The sequence below is a fragment of the uncultured Maricaulis sp. genome (assembly GCF_963976135.1).
In the GTDB taxonomy this organism is placed as follows: Bacteria; Pseudomonadota; Alphaproteobacteria; order Caulobacterales; family Maricaulaceae; genus Maricaulis.
Genome location: NZ_CAXBKN010000013.1, coordinates 19109 through 42390, shown reverse-complemented (window position 1 = coordinate 42390; position 23282 = coordinate 19109). Strand labels below are relative to the sequence as shown.

16 protein-coding genes and 1 tRNA gene are annotated in these 23282 nt (G+C 61.5%); 5 read left to right on the top strand and 12 right to left on the bottom strand.

What is annotated here, in order from left to right; translation table 11 throughout:
• Together AAC023_RS03250 and AAC023_RS03245 are read left to right on the top strand one after the other, a co-directional pair.
• Positions 1-963 (top strand): lytic murein transglycosylase (locus AAC023_RS03250; protein ID WP_339738080.1); only part of this gene is annotated, 963 nt, incomplete at its 5' end.
• A gap of 61 nt (positions 964-1024) precedes the next feature.
• On the top strand, positions 1025-1168 hold the full coding sequence (locus AAC023_RS03245; RefSeq protein ID WP_339738078.1) for a hypothetical protein: 144 nt from the start codon (positions 1025-1027) through the stop codon (positions 1166-1168).
• Positions 1169-1412: 244 nt separating this feature from the next.
• Here the strand turns inward: AAC023_RS03245 and AAC023_RS03240 are convergent, their stop codons facing one another.
• The gene (locus tag AAC023_RS03240; protein ID WP_339738076.1) at positions 1413-3149 is read right to left on the bottom strand and encodes a gamma-glutamyltransferase family protein; all 1737 of its coding nucleotides are present in this window, start codon (positions 3147-3149) and stop codon (positions 1413-1415) included.
• Positions 3150-3214: 65 nt separating this feature from the next.
• Here AAC023_RS03240 and AAC023_RS03235 point away from each other — a divergent pair, with 65 nt between their 5' ends.
• Positions 3215-4192, top strand: coding sequence for a P1 family peptidase (locus AAC023_RS03235; protein WP_339738074.1), 978 nt, complete (start codon positions 3215-3217; stop codon positions 4190-4192).
• Positions 4193-4325: 133 nt separating this feature from the next.
• A tRNA-Arg gene (locus tag AAC023_RS03230) sits at positions 4326-4402 on the top strand.
• Positions 4403-4441: 39 nt separating this feature from the next.
• Here AAC023_RS03230 and AAC023_RS03225 read toward each other — a convergent pair.
• The 3 genes from AAC023_RS03225 to AAC023_RS03215 form a co-directional block, all read right to left on the bottom strand.
• Positions 4442-4840: a response regulator gene (locus tag AAC023_RS03225; protein WP_339738072.1), complete on the bottom strand. Its 399-nt coding sequence runs from the start codon at positions 4838-4840 to the stop codon at positions 4442-4444.
• A 3-nt stretch (positions 4841-4843) separates the two neighbouring features.
• On the bottom strand, positions 4844-7009 hold the full coding sequence (locus AAC023_RS03220) for a PAS domain S-box protein (protein WP_339738070.1): 2166 nt from the start codon (positions 7007-7009) through the stop codon (positions 4844-4846).
• Between the two features lie 254 nt (positions 7010-7263).
• Positions 7264-7716, bottom strand: a complete 453-nt coding sequence (locus AAC023_RS03215) for an Lrp/AsnC family transcriptional regulator (RefSeq protein ID WP_339738068.1) — start codon at positions 7714-7716, stop codon at positions 7264-7266.
• A gap of 121 nt (positions 7717-7837) precedes the next feature.
• Between AAC023_RS03215 and AAC023_RS03210 the strand changes: the two genes are divergently transcribed.
• Positions 7838-9520, top strand: a complete 1683-nt coding sequence (locus AAC023_RS03210) for an aminotransferase class V-fold PLP-dependent enzyme (RefSeq protein ID WP_339738066.1) — start codon at positions 7838-7840, stop codon at positions 9518-9520.
• Here the strand turns inward: AAC023_RS03210 and AAC023_RS03205 are convergent.
• The 8 genes from AAC023_RS03205 to AAC023_RS03170 all read right to left on the bottom strand — a co-directional run bounded on the left by AAC023_RS03205 (position 9498) and on the right by AAC023_RS03170 (position 23269).
• On the bottom strand, positions 9498-10109 hold the full coding sequence (locus AAC023_RS03205) for a DUF6445 family protein (RefSeq protein ID WP_339738064.1): 612 nt from the start codon (positions 10107-10109) through the stop codon (positions 9498-9500). The two genes, AAC023_RS03210 and AAC023_RS03205, sit on opposite strands and share 23 nt — an antisense overlap.
• A gap of 133 nt (positions 10110-10242) precedes the next feature.
• Positions 10243-10833, bottom strand: coding sequence for a hypothetical protein (locus tag AAC023_RS03200; RefSeq protein ID WP_339738062.1), 591 nt, complete (start codon positions 10831-10833; stop codon positions 10243-10245).
• Positions 10834-10915: 82 nt separating this feature from the next.
• A complete protein-coding gene (locus AAC023_RS03195; protein ID WP_339738060.1) occupies positions 10916-11887 on the bottom strand; it encodes a hypothetical protein in 972 nt (323 codons plus the stop codon).
• Between the two features lie 171 nt (positions 11888-12058).
• Positions 12059-13315 carry a DUF819 family protein gene (locus AAC023_RS03190; RefSeq protein WP_339738058.1) on the bottom strand — a complete coding sequence of 419 codons (1257 nt, stop codon included), beginning with the start codon at positions 13313-13315 and terminating at the stop codon, positions 12059-12061.
• Between the two features lie 113 nt (positions 13316-13428).
• A complete protein-coding gene (locus AAC023_RS03185) occupies positions 13429-15504 on the bottom strand; it encodes a M13 family metallopeptidase (RefSeq protein ID WP_339738056.1) in 2076 nt (691 codons plus the stop codon).
• 165 nt (positions 15505-15669) lie between these two features.
• Positions 15670-17745 carry a M13 family metallopeptidase gene (locus AAC023_RS03180; RefSeq protein ID WP_339738054.1) on the bottom strand — a complete coding sequence of 692 codons (2076 nt, stop codon included), beginning with the start codon at positions 17743-17745 and terminating at the stop codon, positions 15670-15672.
• A 161-nt stretch (positions 17746-17906) separates the two neighbouring features.
• A complete protein-coding gene (locus AAC023_RS03175; RefSeq protein WP_339738052.1) occupies positions 17907-19982 on the bottom strand; it encodes a M13 family metallopeptidase in 2076 nt (691 codons plus the stop codon).
• A gap of 71 nt (positions 19983-20053) precedes the next feature.
• Positions 20054-23269, bottom strand: a complete 3216-nt coding sequence (locus tag AAC023_RS03170) for an efflux RND transporter permease subunit (RefSeq protein ID WP_339738050.1) — start codon at positions 23267-23269, stop codon at positions 20054-20056.
• Between the last annotated feature and the right edge of the window lie 13 nt (positions 23270-23282).

Genomic DNA, 23282 nt, shown 5'->3' with positions numbered 1-23282 from the left:
CTGCGGATCGCCAACGGGCGTTCTGCCTATGAGAGCAATCGCGCACTCGTTGATGCGGTCGCCACGCAATACGGTGTGCGCGCGCAAACCCTGATCGCGATCTGGGGGCTGGAAAGCTCCTACGGCCAGATCCCGGGCAATAATGACATCATCCAGGCGCTCGCCACCCTGGCCTGGGAAGGCCGCCGCCGCGGCTGGGCCGAGGATCAGCTGATCGCCGTCGCGCATATGATCGATAATGGCTATGCCACGCGCGACCAGCTGACCGGCTCCTGGGCCGGCGCCATGGGCCAGATGCAGTTCATCCCGACCACTTATCTGGAACGCGCTGTCGATTTCGATGGCGATGGCCGCCGCAATATCTGGACGAATAATGGCGATGCCCTCGCTTCGGCCGCCAATCTGCTCGCCCGCGCTGGCTGGCAGACCGGTGCGCCGACCGTGATCGAGGTCTCGGTGCCGGATGATTTTGACGTCAGCCGCTGGAATCCCGACCAGAACCGCCTCGTCAGCGAATGGGCGATGCGCGGCATCAGCCGCGCCGACGGCCATGGCTGGAGCGCCGACGGCCTGATGCTGACCGCGCGTCTGGAATTGCCCGCCGGCATTGCCGGGCCAGGCTTCCTGACCTTCCCGAATTTCCGCGTCATCAAGCGCTATAACAACTCCACCGCCTACGCGCTCGGCGTCGCCCATCTCGCCGACCGGATTGCTGGCGCCGTGCCCTTCATCGGCCCTTGGCCCGTCGACGATGTCCCCCTGACCCGCAGCCAGACCCGCGAGATGCAGGCGGCGATGAATGCGATCGGCCATGATTCAGGCACGCCGGACGGGCTGGCCGGTCCGCGCACGCGCGACGCCCTGCGCGCCTTTCAGCGTGCGAACGGGCATGCTCCGGACGGATATGCCGGGCGGGCAATGTATGATGCGGTGATCGCGGCGGCTGCGGGACCGGCCGAATAGGGAAGATGTCCCAGTGGAGACGACAGATCCCGCCGTCGAATTCCGAAGGAGATTTCTTCAGATGATCGTCCTGACGCTGGACACTCCCGAGCATGAGGACACCAGCGAGCTGGAAGGCCTGGTCGTATTGAGGGACCGGCGCATCGATCAGGAGGGCATGATCGATGCGGCGCAAGCTTTCAGCATTCAGTATATGCGGAACTGAATATGGACCCGCTTTTGCGCTAGGCGCCGGGCCGGCGAGATAGCGTGGGGACTCTGTCCATGGATGGGTTATGCGGGTCAAAAACTTCCTACAAATACCATAATCTACCTCCACCGGACTTGTTCCCGGATGCCCCCCAAACCTACAACAGCTCCGGCATTCGCCGGCGTCCCACACACCTCCCATTGCGAGGTGGCCAAGCAAACTTCCAGCGGCGAGCCGCGTGGAGATTTTGCTGCAGGGTTCAGGGCTGCCGTGCGACGCCCTCGCGGCGGGGATCGGCGCCGCCAATCAATCTTCCGTCTTCCAGGCGCCTGACGATATGGATGCCGGAAATCTCGCCGCGATTGGCATCGAGCGTGAAGCCGAGTCCCTGCAGCCCCGCCAGGATAACCGGATTCATGCCATCCTCGACGCGCACGACATCGCCATTGGCAACGACATTGGGCAGATCGATCGCCTGTTGCGGGGTGAGACCCCAATCGAGCATGCCGACCAGGGTCTTGGCGGTATAGGCGATGATGGAGGATCCGCCGGGCGAACCGGTTGCCAGCACGAAATTTCCGTCTGCATCAAACACGATCGTCGGCGACATCGAGGAGCGCGGCCGCTTGCCGGCCTCTGGCGCATTGGGGATGGCCCGGCCTCCGGCATCGACGGGGATGCGCGAGAAATCGGTCAGCTGATTGTTGAGAAAGAAGCCGCCGGCCATGCGGTGGCTGCCAAACACGCTCTCCACCGTCGTCGTCATCGAAACGACATCGCCGTCCTGGTCGACAATCACGAAATGGCTGGTGCCGGGCGAGTCGGGCGTGGCGTCGAGGCCGGGCGCATTGATGCCGTCGGGAATGCCGGCGGTGACATGCGGCGTTGCCATAGTGCCTGTAACCAGAGCCGAGCGCGCCGTGATGTAGTCGTCGGCCAGCAGGCCTTCGGCGGGCACGGTGACGAAATCCGGGTCAGCCACATAGGCATCGCGATCGGCATAGGACAGGCGGCTGGCCTCGATGAAGCGGCGCCAGCCCTCAACGGTTTCCGGGCCGGTGGCGGCCATATCATAGGGCTCGATCAGGCCGAGGATCTCATTGACCGTCACGCCGCCCGAGGCCGGTGGCGGCATGCCGCACACCGTCCATTGCCGGTAGGGCCGACAGATCGCCTCACGGCGCAAGGCCTGATAGCCGGCCAGATCGCTGGTCGTCAGCCCGCCGGGACGCGGCTCGGCCCGGACGGCGTCGACGATCGCGTCGGCGAGTGGGCCGGAATAGAGATTGTGCCAGTCGGCCGCGATGGCGCGGGCGCTCATCGCGTAGGCCGGATTGCGCAAGCGATGGCCGACGGGCAGGGGGCTGCCATCCTCAAGAAAGAAATAGTCCCGCGAGGCCGGCCATTCGTCGAGCGGCGTGCGCGGAGCGGTGCCGGCGATCAGGCCCTGCAGGCGTGGCGAGACGGCGAAGCCGTCCTCGGCCAGTTCAATCGCGGCATCAAATCCGTCGGCCCAGTCCAGCTCGCCATGATCGCCATGCGCCAGGGCCAGCATGGCCACCGCGCCGGGGGCACCGACGGAATGGCCCGAGAAGACGGCATCGTAGAAACTCAGCGGCTCGCCATTCCCGTCGAGAAAGAGCTCGGGCGAGGCACTGGCCGGCGCGGTTTCGCGGCCGTCATAGGCTGTCAGCTCGCCGGTCTGGGCGTCGAAATACAGCATGAAGGCACCGCCGCCGAGGCCGGAGCTTTGCGGCTCGACGAGGCCAAGCACGCTCTGCACCGCAATCGCCGCATCGACGGCATCGCCGCCGGCGCGCAAGGCCGCCAGCCCGGCCTCCACGGCCAGCGGATTGGCCGCCGCGACCATGGCCGGGTGGGGTTGGCTTTCGGCGGGAATATCCGCCGCGACAGCCTCGGCCGGCTCATTGCGGCCGCAGGCCGCCAGAGCGAATATCGATGCCAGTGCACTGGCAGACAGCAGAAAACGGATCATTGCACTTGCCCCTCGTCGCAGTGTGGGCACGATAGCGCGAAGCGGCACCAGATGAGAGGCCCTAAATGGCAGTTCCGGGCAAAACCAACACATTGACCGATGTCACCGGCCTCAAGGTCGGCCAGGCCGAGGACGCATCGGTGCAGACCGGCGTCACGGTCATCCTGCCGGATCAACGCGCCGTCTGCGCCGTCGATGTCCGTGGCGGCGGGCCGGGAACGCGCGAGACCGATGCGCTCGCGGCCCACACCCTGGTCGATGCCGTCGACGCTGTCGTGCTCTCGGGCGGATCCTCCTACGGGCTGGCGGCGGCCGATGGCGTTGCGGCTGTACTCGGCGGCCAGGGGCGCGGCTTTGCCCTGATGAAAACGCCTGGCGTGCCGGTTTCGCCGGTCATCCCTTCGGCCATTCTCTATGACCTGGCCAATGGTGGCGACAAGGCATGGGGCGAGGCGCCGCCCTATCATCAGCTCGGCAAGGCAGCGCTGGCCGCTGCATCTCACGAGGTGCGGCTGGGGCGCGCCGGAGCCGGTTATGGCGCCCGCGCCGGATCGCGCATGGGCGGCACCGGTTCGGCCAGTCTGGTCACGGCCGACGGCATCACGATCGCGGCGCTGGTCTGCGTCAATAGTTTCGGCTCGGTGACCATGCCGGGCAGTGATGTCTACTGGGCCTGGCCCTGGGAGATTGATGGTGAGTATGGCGGCGCCCGTCCAGCGCCCGGCTGGTCGGCAGAGCCGGAGGACTGGGGCGCGGCCAAGATCAATCCAGGGGCCCGCGAGAACACTACGATTGCCTGTATCGCCACCGATGCCGCCCTGACCCGGCCCCAGGCCCAGCGCCTCGCCATCATGGCCCAGGACGGGCTGGCACGGGCGATCCGGCCGGTGCACACACCCTTTGATGGCGATGTCGTCTTTGCCTTGTCGACGGCGGCCCGGGCCCTGCCGGAGCCGTCCGAATTCAGCCTCGCCCGGCTCGGCTCACTGGCTGCAGATTGCCTCGCCCGGGCCGTGGCACGCGGCGTTCACGCTGCCGCGTAATCCGCCTTGGCGGCCCGGCTTCTGTGGCCTCTGCGTTGCGCCTGCTTTTGCCCGTTCGCAGTACTTGCTTTCGCCAGGGCTCGCGGTTAGGTTCCGCGCCTCTTCAGGGCCATAGACCCTGATGGCATGGCCTGCACCGGTAGCTCAGTTGGATAGAGCACTAGACTACGAATCTAGGGGTCGGGAGTTCGAATCTCTCCCGGTGCACCATTTTCCGATCACATGATCTGCCCTTGAAGGCCTGATGCGTCAGGCGACGGCAGAATCACGTGTCTTCCACATCTGGCGGATCGTGGCTGACAGCGAGACGGGCTCGAAGGGTTTGACGATCACGCCGAGGGCACCCATGGCAATATATTCGTCCTGTTCATGAACTTGCGCCTTGGCGGTCATGAAGATCGCCGGAAGATCGCGGCCCTGGGGCAATTGCCGGATGCGGCGCAGGGCTTCCGGGCCGTCCATGCCGGGCATCATCACGTCGAGCAAAACCAATTGCGGCACGAATCCCGGCAGGGCGTCGATGGCTTCCTGGCCTGACAGAAAATGGCGAACCTCGAAACCGCCGAGATCTTCGAGTACCATCACCGCCACCGTGGCGATTGAGCTGACGTCCTCGACATAGAGAATCCGCTTCAGATCATCGTTCATGAATCAGGCCGCTTCTTGTTTGAATGGACAGATGGGCAGATCGAAGTGGAACACGGTCCCGTGGCCGGTTTCGGTTTCGAAACTGACCTCGCCACCGAAGGCTTCAATAAGGGTCTGGGTGATGTTGAGGCCGAGGCCGCTACTGCCTTCCGTACGCGTCAGCGAACTATCGGCCTGCGCGAAACGATCAAACACCTTGGTGCGGAAGTCATCGGGAATCCCGGGGCCGTTGTCGGCGACAGAGATCCTGACGCGGCCGGTATCGCCGGCCGTTACCGAGATGGCGATCACATCATTTTCGGGCGAGTGGCGAACCGCATTCGAGAGCAGATTGACGAGTGCCTGGTTGAACCTGTTCGGGTCGAGCCGGACGAAGGCCTGCTCGATCGCGCACTTGGTTTCCAGGGCAACACCGCGGCCTTCCGCCAGCGTGGCATTCTGGGTCACGATCGTGCGGACAAGCTCGCAAACATCGACTGTTTCGAGCCGGTATTCGATCTTGCCCGCCGCGATCTTTTCCAGGTCGAGAATGTCATTGACCAGCACGGTCAGGCGCTGGCAGCTGTTATGAGCCAGTTCGAGCAATTGGCTGCTCTTGTCATCGAGGCTGTCTGCGGCCTTGATCTTCAACAGGCCGAGCGCGCCGTGGATCGAGGTCAACGGGGTGCGCAATTCATGGTTCACGGTAGAGACGAACTCATCCTTCATGATGTCCATCTGCTTGCGCTCGGAGATGTCGCGGACAATGCCGCAATAGAGCGGCCGGTCATTCTGCAGGATCTCGCTGACGGAGAGATCCATCGGGAAGGTGGTGCCGTCCTTGCGCTGACCGATCACTTCGCGCCCGATACCGATGATCTTGCGGGTCTTGGTGCGTTGGTAGGCCTGAAGATAGCCATCATGCTCGTCGCGGAAACGTGGCGGCATCAGCATTTTGAGATTGCGGCCCATCACTTCGTCCGGCTCATAGCCGAAAATCCGTTCGCAGGCCGGATTATAGCTGTCGATATTGCCAAATTCGTCGATCACGATCAGACCGTCGACGACGCTGTCGATGATCGACCGGGTCTTCAGCTCACTCTGTTGCAGGCCGGCCGTCATGGTTTTGAAAGCGCGGGCAAGCTCGCCGATTTCGTCATTGGAGCCGACCGGCAGTTTCAGAGGACGGTCTGTGCCCTGGGCCCCGGCGATCTCCTTCGACATGTGCCGCAGCGGCTTGGTCAGATGATTGGCCATCAATCCGGTCAGAATACTGCTCAGCAGGATCAGGAGAATGCCCAAGGCCATGCTTTGGCGCTGGGTCTGGAAGACGGGGTGCATCAATTCCTCGCGTGGCACGCGCAGTACGATGCCCAGCGATGAATTGCTCGCGTCGGCGTCGATCGGCAGATCGACGAAATAATTGACGCTGTCAGGCTCCATAAACGAGGCTTCGCCGCCGGAAAACTGCAGCCGGGACAGGAAGGGTGGCGCGGGCCGGGTGTAGTGACCGGCCATTTCCAGCCGTGAGATCGAACCGGCAGCCGAGTATTGCATGTAATCGCCGGCCTGGTTGACGATGAAGGTGTCGTGTTTCAACAGGATGGTTCTGAATGTGCCGGCGAGCAGGGACTCGTAATTGGCGTTGATGACGATCATCCCGAAGATTTCGCCCTGCGGGTCGTGGACCGGCACGATTCCGCGGACAGTCGGGATGCGGGCTGAATCGATCTGGTTGTTTTCGCGATTATAGCTGATCGGGGAGAAATAGACGCCGCCTGGGGCAAGCGCGGCACCGTATCCAAAATAATCTTCACCGGACTTCTCTTGGAGTGACGCCTCGGCGACGGTTTCAAATTCATCGCCGAAGCGATTGACACGGACCAGCTCGCGGCCATTGTCGGCCAAGCCGATATAACGGATCTGGTTATAGGTCGGGTGGCTCCGCATCACCGAGGTAAAAATGGTGGCAAGGCGTTGATTCCACTCAGTGGTGGTCGAGCCATCCGCCGGGTCGATGCCACCATTGGTGGAACTGCGGATGATCCCGGCGATGGGGGGCAATTGCGAAATGATGGTGGCGTCATTCTGCATGGTCCGGAAAGTCTCGCGAAACTGCAGCGCCGCCAGACGGCTTTCAGCGCCCAAGCTGTCAATCGCGGTGTTGAGCGAGACTTCGGTGGTCTTCACTTAGACCAGCGCGGTCATCACCAGGGCGGTGATAAAGGACGCGATACAGGCGAGAAGGGTGATTTTGACGCGCAGCGAGCTGCTGTAGACACCGGTCCGATTGAGCATGGTCACGCGTCGTCCTGTCTCTGCCCGAATGTCTGCCGGTGAGGCCCGATAACGTGTTTCACCGTGTTGGAGGTCTAGCGCGAGGCCGCCTTCAACCGGGTAAATCCCGACTCATATTTCATGCATGCGACGCCAGGGTGCCGCGCTTACACGGGCAATTCGGTCGTGTTCTTGATCGCATCCATGGCGAAGCTGGCGCTGACATCGGAGAGCGGCGCGATGGCGATCAGTTTCTTGTAGACTTCGTCATAGGCGCGGACATCGGGCAGGCAGAGCTTGAGCAGATAGTCGACATCGCCGCTGAGACGGTAGAATTCGACCACTTCCGGCATCCGCCGGACACCCTCGGCAAACTTGCCCAGCCATTCGGCATCGTGGCGGCTGGTGCGGATCGAGACGAAGAGCGTCGCGTGCAGGCCGAGCGCTTCGGCGTCGAGCAGGCTGACATTCTTGCGAATGATGCCCTGTTCGGTGAGCCGTTTCATGCGCCGGGCGGTGGGCGTTGCGCTGAGCCCGATCAGATCTGCGATTTCCTGCAGGGTTCGGTCTGAATCGCTCTGGACCAACTTCAAAATCCGGCGGTCATAGTCGTCAAGCACTGGAAAATCTCCATATCTTGGTGGTCAGCGCCTCATAATGCACGAATCCGAGTGAATAAGAGTATTTTTAACCCGGCGGGAGATGGTCTCATGCCAGTTCGCCTGCCTGGACCCTGCCCACATGTACAACTCATTCGATCCAGCCGACTCCCTGACCCGCCTGCGCGCCGGAATGATCGGACGTGATGCGATGCTGACCACACCCTTCGGTGAGCGCCTGATGGTGTATGCCGACTACACCGCGAGCGGCCGGGCCTTGCGGCAGGTGGATGATCAGATCGACCGCCTCTCGGCCGCCTATGCCAATCCCCACACCGTGGACAGCGCTACAGGCCGCGCCTCCGGTGACTGGTTGCATCAGGCCGAGGCCGTCATTCGCGAGGCGGTGCACGCCGGGCCACAAGACTGTCTGATCGCCTGTTCGGCGGGTGCGACCGGGGCGATCCACAAATTGCAGGAAATTCTCGGTCTCGCCATCGCCCCCGCAAGCCGGGACCGGATGGTCAGTGCGATCGCCGACAGACTGGGTGCCGGCGGCCGCCAGGTCGTCACCGATGCGCTTGCAGCCAGCCGGCCCGTCGTCTTTATCGGCCCCTATGAACACCATTCCAATGAGTTGAGTTGGCGCGAGAGCCTGGCCGAGGTCGTGACGATCGGTCTGACGGCGGATGGCGGTATCGATATGGCGCAGCTGGAGTCGGAATTACGCGACCCGCGCTGGCTCGGCCGCCGCCGGATTGGCGCCTTTTCAGCCGCCTCCAATGTCACCGGGATCAAGAGTGATGTGATCGCGCTGGCGCGGCTTCTGCACGCTCACGACGCGATCCTATGTCTCGATTGCGCGGCGAGTGCGCCCTATCTGCAGATCGACATGCATCCGGCTTCCGAGCCGGAGGCCTGGATCGATGCGGTCTATTTCTCACCGCACAAATTTGTCGGCGGGCCCGGTGCATGCGGGATCTTGCTGTTCAATGAGGCGCTCTACCGGCGCGATCTCCCGCCAACGCAAAGTGCTGGCGGGACGGTGCGTTATGTTACCAAGACCGGCCATGACTTCATCGAAGCGATCGAGCCTCGTGAACGTGCCGGGACGCCGGGTGTGCCACAAATCGTCCGCGCGGCACTGGCCCTGCGTGCCCAGGCCGAAATCGGCCATGAACAGATTGCCCGGCTCGAGCATGAGGCGCTTGCGCGCGCGATGTCGCACTGGGGGCAGAATCCGAGAATTGATATTCTCGGACCGGCTGATCCAGAACGCCGGATCGGCATTGTCTCCTTCAATATTCTCGACACGCAAGGGGCGATACTTCACCCGCGGCTGGTGACGTGCTTGCTCAATGATCTGTTCGGAATTCAGTCCCGCGCGGGCTGTTCCTGTGCGGGGCCCTATGGTCATGAATTGCTGGGGATAGACGCGGCGCAGTCCGAAGTTATCCGCGAGGCGGTTCTGCTCGGTCAGGCCGGTCTGCGGCCAGGCTGGTGCCGGGTTAGCCTGCACTGGGCGATGGAGACCGAGGAGATCGAGTTTCTGATCGATGCGGTCGACTGGATTGCGGCCCATGGTGCGCGCATTGCCAGCCTCTATGCCTATGACAGTGCGAGCGGGCGCTGGAGCTGGCGGGGCGAGGCTGTGGCACCACTGGGCGGCTTTCCCGGGCGCCTTCTCGACGACGGGCAGGCCGAGCGATCAGGCCCGCCGCTGGATCGGGCGGCATGTTTCGCTGCAGCCATGGCCGCAGCGAACGCCGCGATTGCTGTATTGCCGTCCGGGGATGCCGATCTCACCTTGGCCGGGCATTATTGAGAAACATCAGGTAGACCAGCCGGCTATCCTGCGGAACAGTGCCAAAGCCGGGCCCGGCATTATGCCAGAGCCAGGGCCGAAACAGGATCAACCGATTGAACCGCATCGGGACGGTCATCACCCGTTCCCATTTGTCGAAATCCTTGGCCTGCGGCGTGGCGACACGGTCAACAAAGTCGCTATAGGAGTCATAGCCCCACTGCTCGAGATGCGCCTGTGTGTAGGGTGCGTGTTCGCTATTGGTCTCGCGGTGGCGAAAGAAGTCAGTGCCGCCAACACAATCTGAGTCACGGCTGAGGAAGAAGAGGCCGGACCAATTGCACTGATCGACATGCACACCGCCGCGTGCAGTATCCTGCGCGGTTGCGAGCCGGAATTTGCCGTGCATTTCGGTCCCTGGAACGAGGTGTTCGCCGGTCAGGCGCTGCGCCAATTCGTCGAGCGCCGGAATGCGCACATTTTGTGCGGAATTGTGACCGGGGAAATAATCACGCTCAGTCTTTTCGGCATAGTCGAGGCCGAGCGCGGCTTGCCGGATTTCCTCGGCATTCTGAAGAACATCATCGAGGACAATCAAGGTTTGATACATTGAATTGCCCACCCCGCTTCGCGCCAATAGCAAAATGTAGCGCAGCGCCGCGGCCGGGTGATTTCAGGACCGTTACAGTTCCCTTTCGCTGGAATTACCAAACTGCAAGCCGGGCGAAATTTCGGCTGCCAACTCAGATACCTGCGCCGCGCAGAAGGGCGTCGATCTCGGCGCGTTGGGTCGCGCTGGAGGGCGTGCCGCGCGGGTAGAGTGGGGTCGGCCAGTCGCGGTCATTGACCCGGTGCCCGTCCCAGCGCTCAGTGGAGTCGATGAAATGCTCGGCCATCTCGCGGCCGCCGGTTTCCAGGCAACCCAGCAGGCAGGTATCGATATAGGATTGGGGAATGGGATGGGTTTCATCGGCGTGGATCTGCTCCCGGTTGACGACGATCCAGAAGCGGGCGGCCTCGAGCTCCGACTCTGCTGCGCCGGGTCGCAATAACCGGATCGCATCGCGTTCGACCGGTGTGAAGTCGTAGCCGCGCTCACGATGGCGCAATTCATCGGTGATCTGCGTCGGCACCAGGGCCGCGCTCAGCGTTACGCCTTCGGCCGGGCGGACGCCGAGATAGGTGGCGACCTCGTCGCCATAGCGCGTGGTCCAGCCACGCTGCCAGCCGGTGACCATGACCGGGATGACCGGCGTGTGCAGGTTGGAATAGGTCTGACGGCTATAGGCGCTCAACAGGCTGCCATAGCCGATTAGAAAATCGGATCCACTCATGGTGGCCACCTTAAACGGAAACGGCGCGGGATGTCCCGCGCCGTCCGTATTCAGTTCAGGCCTTCCGGCGGTACGCCCTCGCCTAGTTGCGGCGGCGTGCCGAGTAGGAGCTTCCGGAATAAGAGGCCTGGGCGACCGGCATCTCTTCGGAATAGGACTGGTCGCCAGCTGGCATATCGGTCCCGTAGAGATAGGTGCTGCTGCCCGGTGCCGGCGGCTGATTGGCGGCTACGGCCGGAATATTGGTGCTCATCGGCGGATTATGGCCGGGGAGGTCAATATCGTCGCAATTCATCAGGCGCCATTCCCAACGTTCTTCCGAACGCAGGGTGTAGCGGGTCACCGTGTCGGTGCTGACCGGGATGACATGGCTGTCCACCGTGGCCGGCTGATCCACAACCTGGATGGAATAGCTGTCATAACGCGGGTCAATCGGAATTTCCTCGACACTCGCAGCCTGAACCAGGACTTCGCGGGTGATGGTCGAGAATTCGGCCGGGTGTGTGATTTCGTTGATTTCGGCCGGTTGCACGATGACGTTGCGGGTCACGGTGCGGTATTCGCCAGCTTCTTCAACCAGGCACCAGATTTCACCGGTTTCCGAGTCATAACGGGTCATGGATGCACCCGGCTCAAAGCCGCGACGCCAAACCTGGCGCGGCTCACGAACCATGATGGTTTCGGTTACAGTGTCATGCACGGCCGGCTGGACGACATATTCCGAATAGGCCGGCCGGACCTGAACCGTTTCGGTGATCGTATTGTAGACGGGCTCATGAACGATATAACGCACACCGGCTTCACGCGACACGTATTCGCGGGTTTCCTCGCGCAGGCGCGGCGGGCGCACATCGTAGCGTTCATATGAATCCTGGGTGACGACCTGTTCGGCAAAAGCGTCATATTGAGGCTCGATCCGCACACGCGCATAGCACTCGCCAGAATTCGCGCTGGACGGTGGATCCGGCGGGAACCACTCAGCATCGCCTGCGAAGGCTGCCGACGAAGCGAGAATCGCCAACGCGCTCCCGGTGATCAAAAACTTGCTCTGCATACTGCATCCCCCCTTCAGGACGACGCCTCGCGACGACCGCAAGGCACTCCAATTCAGGTCAGGTTAACCCAAATTGGCCGAAGAGTTAAGAGAATTTAAACGTTTATGTCAGAATTCACCGATTAGGAGAAAAAATATTACCGAACTCGCGTCGCAGTGGATTCCGGATGGTCAGGTGCCGGCCACGCTCCGCAGGATTTGTCCGGTCAGCCAGGCACCCCAGGTTCCGGTGATATAGCCGACCACTGCCAGCAGGACCCCGACCGGCGCAAGCGAGGGGTGGAAGGCGGAGGCGACGACCGGGGCAGAGGCCGCGCCGCCAATATTGGCCTGGCTGCCGACGGCGAGAAAGAAGACCGGCGCCTTGATAATGAATGCCATCGCAATGAGCAGGCAGGCATGGATCGCGATCCAGATGGCGCCTATCAGGAAGAATTCCGGATTTCGGGCAATCGCCGTGATATCCATATTCATGCCGATCGTGGCCACAAGAATATAGATGAAGACCGAGCCGGTTTTCATGGACCCGGCCCCGCTCAGCTTGCGGGCCGGCGAGAAGGACAGTGCGACACCGATCGCGGTCGCGACGATGATCAGCCAGAAGAAGCCGGAATGCAGGCTGTAGCGTTCCAGCTCCGGGTAATGCTCGAAGAACCAGGGCGCGAGGAAGTCGGAGGCCAGGTGGGCGATCGCGACGGCACCGAAACCGATTGCCGCGATGAACATCATGTCGCGCAGTTCGGGGATCCTGGCGTGTTCCGATTCATAAGCCTCTGCCTTCAGGCGTAGATGGTCGACAGCGTGGGCATCGGCGCCCAGGCGCTTGTCGATCCTGGCCGCCTGGCTCGCGGCAATCAGCAACAAGGCCATCCAGACATTGGCGACAATGACATCGACAGCAATCCAGGCCGAGAAGATCTGGTCGCCGACATCGAAGATTTCATACATGGCCGCCTGGTTGGCACCGCCACCGATCCAGCTGCCGGCGACCGTGGTCATGCCGCGCCAGACGGCCTCGGGGCCGTCGACGCCAATCAGGTCGGGCAGGAAGGAGCTGGCGATCAGCAATGCGATCGGACCACCGATAATTACGCCGATCGTGCCGGTCAGGAACATGATGAGGGCTTTGGGGCCAAGCCGAAGCGTTGCCGGCAGGTCCGCCGACATCGCCAGCAGAACCAGGGCTGCCGGCAGAAGATAGCGCGATGCGACGAAGTAGAGCCGGGATTCTTCCGGGTCGACGATATTGAAAGTGTTCAGGAGTGAAGGCAGGAAATAGCAGAGCAGGAGCGGCGGGAATATCTGGTAGAAGCGCTTGAACATCGCGCCGCCCGCGGTCGAGGTCCAGAATACGGCCCCCAGGATGACGGCCAGCAGACCCAGTATGACAGCATCATTGCTGATCAGCGGTGCAAGTTCGGTTTCCATGATTTCCCCCGGAAGCTGCCCCGATATGACCGTGCCTGCCGCTGCTTCGCAACCCCCCAATACAAAACAGCCCGGCGAAAGTCACCGGGCCGTTTCGCACAGGATGTTTTGCGCTACCAGACGGAGACGCGTTCCTCGGGCGGCAGATAGAGTGCATCGTCCTCGGTGACGCCGAAAGCCTCGTACCAGACATCCATATTCCGCACGACGCCATTGGTGCGGTATTGCGACGGGCTGTGTGGATCGGTGGTGATACGGGCGACGAGATTGTCCTCGGTATAGAGCCGGCGCCAGACCTGGGCCCAGGCCATGAAGAAGCGCTGGTCACCGGTAAACCCGTCAATCACCGGCGCTTCGCCGCCGTGATCGGCGAGATACATGTGATAGGCGCGATAGGCCATTGAGAGCCCGCCAATATCGCCGATATTTTCACCCAGGGTCAGGCGGCCATTCACGAACATGCCTTCAACCGGTGAGAATTCCTCATACTGGGCGACGATCTGGTCGGTGCGGGCATCGAATTGCTCGCGTGAATAATCCGTCCACCAATTGCGCAACAGGCCGTCACCGTCGGACTGGCTGCCCTGGTCGTCGAAGCCATGGCCCATTTCATGACCGATCACGGCACCGATACCGCCAAAATTCACTGCCGGATCGGCATTGGCATCGAAGAAGGGACCTTGAAGGATGGCCGCCGGGAAGACGATTTCATTGGCGGTCGAGGAATAATACGCATTCACCGTCTGTGGTGACATGCCCCATTCCCACTCACGGATCGGGCCACGCAGGCGGGCGCGGCTCTCGGCGCGGTACCAGGCCGAGATGCGTTCCGAATTGCCGAACAGGTCATCGGGGCGGATCTCGATCGAGGAATAATCCGGCCACTGGTCGGGATAGGCGATCTTCGGGGTGAATTTGGCGAGCTTGTCGAGCGCTTCGGCCCGGGTCTCGTCATCCATCCATTCCAGGGTCTCGATCCGGTCGCCCAGTGCCCGTCGCAGATAGCCGACCAGGTCTTCCATCTCGGCCTTGCTCTCGGCCGGGAAGTGACGCTCGACATAGATGCGGCCAATGGCCTGGCCGAGCGGGCCGTTGACATACTGGATCGCGCGGCGATCGCGGGCGCGGGGCTCTTCAGTGCCCGAGAGTGTCCGGCTCCAGAAGTCGAAGCTGCGATCATAGAACGCCTCGTCGAGTTCATTGCGGTTAGAATCCATATAATGGAGCGTCAGATAGTCCTTCCAGGTCTCCAGCGGGATTTCCCGGAAGAAGGAGGCCAGCGACTGGACAGCGGTGTTCTGTGACACCACGACATTGTCCTGGTCGCCAAAGTCCAGCGCCGTCATGAAGCGCGCCCAGTCAAAGCCAGGGGCGTAGGCCTGGAGTTCCTCGACCGTCATCGGATTGTAGCTGGCGACCCGGTCGCGACTTTCTGCGCGCGTCCAGTGCATCTGCGCGATGGCGGTTTCCAGGTCGAGCACGGCCTGGGCGCGTTCGGTGCCATTGTCTTCGCCGAGCATGGCGAACACGTCGCTCATATATTCGACATAGGCGGCGCGGTAGGCGTCAAAGCGTTCATCATCGCGCAGATAGTAGTCGCGGTCCGGCATGCCCAGGCCCGATTGACGGACATAGACGATATAGGTGTCGGGATTGCCGGCATCTCGGCCGACGCCGGCGCCGAACAATGACGCAAAGCCGTTGGCGCCGAACAGGTCAATGACATCGTCATAACTCTGCGCCGCGGCGATCCGGTCCAGGCCTGGCTGGGCCGGGCTCAGGCCGAGAGCGTTGAGATGGTCGCTATTCATATAGCTGGCGTAAAGATCGCCGACCTGTTGCTCGACCGAGCCGGCCGGGTTCGGGGTCGCCGATACGTCGGCGATGATCGCGTCAATGCGCTCTTCCGCGCTCAGGGCGAGTTCGGAGAAGGAGCCGAAATTCGAGAAGCCGGCAGGAATCTCGGTTGTATCGAGCCAGCCCTCATTCACATAGCGGAAGAAGTCGTCCCCCGGGGCCACGGTCTCGCTGATATGCCGGGTTTCGATACCCCAGGTGCCGAGCGAAGGCGCTGCCGTCTGGGCCGCCGGTTCGCTGATATTGCGGGTGTCGGCGGATGGTGTTTCAGCCGCTGGGCTACAGGCGGCCAGGAGGGCGAGGCACACAGTGCCGAGCAGGATCTTCTTCACGGGACATTTCTCCGTCTGGTTCAAATCTGATTGCGCGCAAGACTAGGGCGCGATCGCCAGGACGCAAGTCCTGGATGGCAATTCCTTTCACGGGGCATTCGCGCAAGGGCCCAAGAAAAAGGCGGCCCGGCATGGCCGGACCGCCTGATCTTGATTCCGATCTGGCTACCAGATCGAGACACGCTCTTCCGGTGGCAGATAGAGCTCGCTCTCTTCGGTGATGCCGAAAGCATCATACCAGGCGTCGATGTTTCGTACGACGCCATTGACGCGGTATTGCGCCGGGCTGTGCGGGTCGGCACGCAGGCGGGAGACCATGCTGTCCTCGGTCATCTTCGAACGCCAGACCTGGGCCCAGGACATGAAGAAACGCTGATCGCCGGTCAGGCCGTCAATCACCGGAACTTCTCCGCCATGGTCGGCGATATAGGCGTGATAGGCCTGATAGGCGATGGAAAGCCCGCCCAGATCACCAATATTCTCGCCGAGGGTCAGCTGACCATTCACATTCTCGCCTTCAACCGGGGAGAAGGCATCATACTGGGCGACAAGGGCGCCGGTACGCTCCCGGAAGTGCTCACGTGAGAAGTCGGTCCACCAGTTGCGCAACACGCCATCGCCGTCCTGCTCCGCACCCTGATCGTCGAAGCCGTGGCCCATTTCATGACCGATGACACCACCAATGGCGGCGAAATTGACCGCCGGGTCGGCGAAGGGGTCGAAGAAGGGAGGCTGGAGGATCGCGGCCGGGAAGACGATCTCATTCCGGTCGGGGCTATAATAGGCATTGACCGTCTGGGGTGACATGAACCACTGCCAGTCACGCTTGGCCTCATTCAGCTGGGAACGGCTATCGGCCCAACCCCAGGCGGAAATGGCCCGGGCATTGCCGATAAGGTCATCGGCGCTGATTTCGATGGTCGAGTAATCGCGCCAGATATCCGGATAGCCGATCTTGGGCAGGAAGCTTTCCAGCTTGTCCTGGGCTTCGGCGCGCGTGGCGGCATCCATCCAGTCCAGCGTTTCGATGCGGGCGGCGAAGGCTGCGCGCAGGTATTCGACCAGCTCTTCCATTTGTGCCTTGTACTCAGGCGGGAAATGGCGTTCGACATAAACCTGACCGATATTCTCGCCGAAACGGCCATTGACGAAGCCGATCGCCCGCAGATCGCGTGCGCGCTGTTCTTCAACGCCGCGCAGTGTGCGCGAATAGAAGTCGAAGCTGGCTTCGTCGAAACGGGCCGGCAGCTGACCGGTCTGATTGTCGACGAAATGGAAGGCGAGATAGGATGCAAGCACATCCACCGGTGTTTCGGCGAAGAGCTGAGCGGTACCCTGAACGGCGGTGTCGGTATTGACGATAACTTCGGAGATGTCGCCGATTTCCAGCGCGTCGAAGAATGTCTGCCATGGGAAGCCAGGGGCATAGCTGTCCAGCTCGGCACGGCTCATCGGGTGATAATTGGCCACGGTTTCACGCGATTGCTCGGCGGTCCAGTGGACCCCGGCCAATGCGGTTTCCATCGCCATCACATCGGCGGCCCGGGCGGCGGCATTGTCCACGCCGGCCATGGTCAGGATATTTTCAATATAGGCGACATAGGCAGCCCGATAGGCAACATAGCGCTCGCCCTCATCGAGATAGTAATCCCGGTTTGGCAGGCCGAGCCCGGCTTGGGAAACGTGTGTCAGATAGCGATCAGGATTGCCGGAATCGAGGCCAATATAGATGCCGACGGTCGAGTTGTGGACCGGCATGCCGAACCAGCGGGCGATATCTTCATGGCTGCTCGAGGCAAGGACGGCGTCGAGCTCGTCCTGGATTGGTGCGAGGCCGAGGGCTTCGATCCGGTCGGTATCCATATAGCTGCGATAGAGATCGCCGATCTGCTGTTCCGGTGAGCCAGCGGCCGCGTCGGTCGAGGCGGCGGCATCGGCGATAATCGCGTTCACCCGCTCTTCGGATTCCAGGTAGAGATCGAGGAAGGCGCCGGCCGAGCTGAACCCGGCCGGAATTTCCGCGGTATCGAGCCAACCCTGGTTGACATAGCTGAAGAAGTCATCGCCTGCATTGACGCTGTCGCTAACATAATCGGTTTCGATCCCCCAGCTGCCCAGCGTTGCTTCTCCGGTCAGGGCCGGGGTTTCAGCCACCGGTGTCTCGACAGCCGGGGCCTCGGCGGCCGGGTTGCAGGCGGCAAGCAAGGCAATGCAGGCGCCGCTGAGCAAATATTTTTTCATACTCGAATTCCCCAAGAAAATTGCGTTAACCGCCGAGTTTAATGTCTGCCCGCCCAGACGCAACTGACGGTTCTGTTAGGTTTTGCGCGGCCTGCACAGCAAAACGGCCCGGATTGCTCCGGACCGCTCTGTATTGCTTGAACTCAGGCCTGCCTCGCGGATTACCAGATAGAGACACGCTCTTCCGGTGGCAGATAGAGCGCATCGCCTTCCTGGATGTCGAAAGCGGCATACCAGGCATCGAGATTCCGCACGACGCCATTGGTCCGGTATTGCGACGGGCTGTGCGGATCGGTGGTCAGCCGCGCAACCAGATTGTCTTCACGATAGAGGCGGCGCCAGACCTGGGCCCAGGCGAGGAAGAAACGCTGGTCTCCGGTGAAACCGTCAATGACCGGCGCTTCGCCGCCACAGCAGGAGTCCAGATATTGGTGATAGGCAGTGTAGGCCATCTGCATGCCGCCAAGATCGCCGATGTTTTCACCCATGGTGAAACGGCCATTCACATTCATGCCCTCGATCGGCGAATAGCTGTCATACTGCGCACCAAGGCGGGCAGCGCGCTCTTCGAAACCGGCATCGGTTTCGGCTGACCACCAGTCACGGATCGAGCCGTCATGATCGAAGCGCCGGCCCTGATCATCGAAACCATGGCCGATTTCGTGACCGATCACGGCGCCGATTGCACCGTAATTCATCGCGGCGTCGGCATTGGGATCAAAGAAAGGCGGCTGGAGAATGCCTGCCGGGAAAGTGATCTGGTTCATCAACGGATTGTAGGATGCGTTGATTGTCTGTGGCGGATAGGGCCATTGTGCCCTGTCGACCGGACCGGCGAGATCCTCGATCTGCTGGTTCCAGTTGAAGGCGTTGATCCGCATCATATTTCCGAACAGATCATCCGACTCGATATCCAGCGCCGAGTAGTCTTGCCACTCATCGGGATATCCAATGCGCGGTTCGAAGGTCGACAATTTGCGCAGGGCATTGGCGCGGGTCTCGTCATCCATCCATTCCAGATTGTTCAGCCGGCCTTCGAAAGCCGTCACGAGATTGGCAACCAGATCTTCCATGGCGGCCTTTGAGGACGGCGGGAAATGCTGGTCGACATAGATCTGACCGACGGCTTCGCCGAGCTGTCCGCCGACTATGTTGACGCCGCGGCGGTCACGGGGACGCTGTTCCTCGGTACCGTTGAGGGTGCGGCCATAGAAGTCGAAATTGGCCTGGTCGAAGGCCGAGGGCAGGCTGCCCGCATTATTCTGCAGGAAGTGGAATGTGAGATAATCCTGCCAGACTGAGACGGGCGTCTCGTCGAAGATCCGGGCGGTTTCCTCTATTGCGCTCGGTTGTGCGACCAGATAGGTGGCCACGCCGTCGAGACCGAGCTGGGTCAGCCCGGTCGCCAGGTCCAGCTGCGGGGCCAGGGCTGCCAGTTGGTCGAGCGGCATCGGATTGTAGATTTCCGAGATATTGCGCGAGCGCTCCTGGGTCCAGTGGGCTTCGGCGAGTTGCGTCTCAAGCTGCATGATGGCGTCGGCCTTCGCCGCGCCGCCCTCAATTCCGGCAAGATCAAACATCTGGGCGATGAATGCCGTATAGGCTTCGCGATAGCGGGCGTAGTTTTCATTCTCGAGATCGACATAGTAATCGCGATCGGGAAGACCCAGTCCGCCCTGACCGACAAAAACGGTGTAGCGGGTAGTGTCGGCGGGATCGGGAATGATGCCGATATCGAGCGGTGCCTGCTGGCCGATGGTCGCAAACAGGTTCAAAATCGCCTCAGGCGTGTCGGCCGCAACAATCTCGTCGAGATAGGGCTGCGCCGGCGCCAGGCCGAGCGTTTCGATGGTCTGGGTATCCATCCAGCTGCCGTAGAGGTCGCCGACTTTCTGTTCGATGGTGCCCGCGGCCGGATGCTCGGAGGCCAGTTCCAGGATGATGTCCTGAACCTGTTCTTCCGCTTCCAGCGCGAGGACAGTGAACATCCCGAAATTCGACAGGTCGGCCGGAATTTCGGTCGTTTCCAGCCAAATGCCATTGGCATAGCGGTAGAAGTCATCACCGGGCGCGTAGGCCAGATCCATGCCGGTCTGGTCGAAACCCCAATCGCCAATCTGGGCGCTCGCCTCGATCGCGGTATTGGCGGCGAGGTCCGTCGCATTTCCGGAAAGGCTGGCCTGGTCGCAGGCGGCGAGAAGGGCGAAGACCGCCGTGCTCAACAAAAGTTTCTTCATCGAATTATCCCCGTGGGTTTCTGTCGAAATAGGCAGGCCCCACGCTAAATATAGCGCGGGGCCTGAATTGGCTACTCAGCGGGTGAGTGATCGAGATGGCCGGCCATTTCACCATGGGCAAAGTCGGTGTCGCTATAGTGCTCGCCGAGCGCGGCCTGTTTTTCACCGCTCCACATGCCGCGGAAGAAGCGGGCGATGTCGACGCCGATCGCGTACATGGACGGGATCAGCAGCAAGGTCAGGAAGAGCGCGAAAATCACCGCGAAACCGAGCGCCACGACCATTGGCTTGAGGAATTGCGCCTGGGTCGAACGGGCCGCCATCATTGGCAGGATGCCAAGGAATGTCGTCACCGAGGTCAGCAGGATCGGCCGGAAACGCTGGACGCCTGAATCCACCAGGGCCTGGAAGGCACCGACGCCATTGGCGCGAAGCCGGTTCACGAAGTCCATCAGGACGAGATTGTCATTGATCACCACCCCGGCTGCGGCACCGACCCCGAAATAGGAGAAGAGTGCGACCGGCATGTCGAAAATCAAGTGGCCGAAAATGGCTCCTGTCAGCGCAAACGGGATCGCGACCATGATCAGGATCGGTTGCGCATAGCTGCGGAAGGCCACTGCCAGCAGGATGTACATCGACACCAGCGTGACGGCGAACAGGCCGACCAATTCCTGCATGAACTCGCGCTCGCCCTCGGATTGACCGATTTCGTCGCGGCTAATGCCAGGGAAGCGATGCTCCCAGCCTTCCCAGAACTCTGAGTCCAGGCTCTGGTTGATATCGCCGCGGGCGGCTGGATCGGACAATTCCGCTCGCACCGTCACCGTGCGCATGCCATTGCGCCGGTTGATCCGGTTGAGGCCCGGCGCAAAAGTCACGTCGGCGACCGCAGAAAGCGGAACCTCATGGCCATCACTCGTGCGGATGCGCAGGTCACGCAGGGTGTCGAGCGAGCGCCGCGCATCGCGTTCGAGACGCACCATGACGCGCACATCCTGGCCGTCGCGGGGCAGGCGCTGGACTTCTTCGCCATAGAAGGCCTGCCGGACCTGGCGGGTTACATCCTGCAGCGTCAGGCCGAGTGACCGGGCATCGGGACGCAGGCTGAACTGAAGCTCCTCGGTCGAGGTCTGAAGTGAATCCACGACGTCATAGAGCGTGTCATAGCTGCGCAATTGTGCCTTTAGATCATCGGCGGCCGCACGCAGCATGTCGAGATTCTGGTGCGAGATCGCGAAGGTGACGGAACTGCCACCATCATTCATCGTCGAGTCCAGCGTCACTTCCTCAGCGTCGGGAATGGGGCCGAGGAATTCACGGATCTTCAGCGCAACTTCGGCCGTTGGCAGCAGGCCCGGCCGGATCTCCGGGTCGGCAATCGTGATCCAGGCACGGATTCGCCCGTCAGTGGCCAGCGTCGAGCGGCTTTCGATCATGTCGACCTCGCCCGGGAACTGGTCGCGATAATACTGCAAGGCCTCGTCCTGGGCACGGTCGAGCTGCTCACGAACATGCTCGGTGCGCGTCCAGGGGGCGCCGTCGGCCAGCTGGATATTCACCTGGATGGTTTCATTCTCGATTTGCGGCATGAAGACCGAACCGACCCGATTGGTCATCATCAGCACGATGGAAATCGCGAAAATGCCGATGAAGGTGATCAGGGTCGCATAGCGATTCCGGATCGCGAATTTAAGGGTCGGCCGGTAAACATTGCGGGCAAACCACACCATGGTTTCGGCGATTGCGCGCTGGAACCGGATCAGCGGGCCGAAAAAGCCTGTCGTCCGTTGCGGCTTCATGTGTGAGAGGTGGGCCGGCAGGATCAGCATTGATTCAATGAGGGAGAATGCCAGGGCCGCGATTACCACCAGCGAAATCTGCTTGGTGAACTGTACGGTCGGACCCGTGATCAGCATGAAGGGCATGAACATCATGATCGTTGTGATGACGGCGAAGATGACTGGCTTGATCACCATCTGTGTCCCGACGATGGAGGCCGTCAGGCCGCTTTCGCCGCGCTCGACCCGGTCGTGAATATTTTCACCGACAACAATCGCATCATCGACCACGATCCCGATCACCAGCAGGAAGGCGAACAGCGACAACATGTTCAATGTGACATCGAGCATTGGTAGCAAGAGGAATGCGCCGCCAAAGGCGATGAAAATGCCGCCCGTCACCCAGAACGCCACCAAGGGGCGCAGGAAGAGAAAGAGAACAACCAGCACCAGGAAGCCACCGAACAGCGCGGAGTTCAGGATCGTCGCCATCCGCGCTTCGTACATTTCGGAATTGTCCCACCACAGGGACAAGCTGACGCCGTCGGGCAATTCAAGTTGTTTGCGTTCGATATAACCGCGCACGCTGGCCGAAACATCGACAACATCAATGTCCGGCGTCGTCAGGACGACGATCAACGCCATCGGCTCGCCATTATAGGTCGCGGCCAGATTGGCATCGATGAAGCCGTCATTGACGCGCGCCACATCGGCCACACGTACAGTGCCACCGGCGGAGGTCTGGCGAATGATGAGATTCTCGAATTCCGAGCGGGTATCGGCCAGCTGACGCGAAGTGAGGCTGAGCTCGCCCAACTCGGTGCGGACACTGCCGGCCGAGGCGTTCAGTGAACTGGCGCGGATGGCGCGCACGATTTCGTCGAAACTCAGGCTATAGCGCTGGAGGTCATCTTCGGCGAGCTCGATCGAGACTTCCTCGCTGAGCACCGCCCAGGTATTGACCAGGGATGAGCCGGGGAGTTGTGCGACTTCGTCGCGAATTTCGCGGGCGATATGCTGCAGATCGCGGCGGTCGATAAAGCCGTGCACCGCAAAACCAATCACCTGGTCTTCGCTGCGCCATGGGTTCACGACAGGCCGGTAGGCCGATTGCGGCAGATTGTTGACCGAGTCGACCTCGAGTTTGATGTTGTCGATGAACTCACCGACATCGACCGAGGGCAAGCCTTCGACATTGATGAATCCATTCCCCTCGCGGGCGGTGGAGGTGATGGTGTCGACACCATCGAGGTCGGCGAGCGCCTCCTCGATCCGGACAATCAGCTGTTCTTCTACCTCTTGCGGCGATGCCCCTGGCCAGGCGACCGATACCGTGGCCCCATTGACGGCGATGGTCGGGAAAACTTCGCGGTTCAGCTGGGAATAGCCGAAAAACCCGCCAAGCAGCGCGACGATCATCAACAGGTTGGCGGCGACTAGGTTTCGGGCCCACCAGCCGATAATGCCGCGAGGCGCCTCGTCATGTGTCGTGTTCGGGTCGGTCATCGCCGTCTCCTGG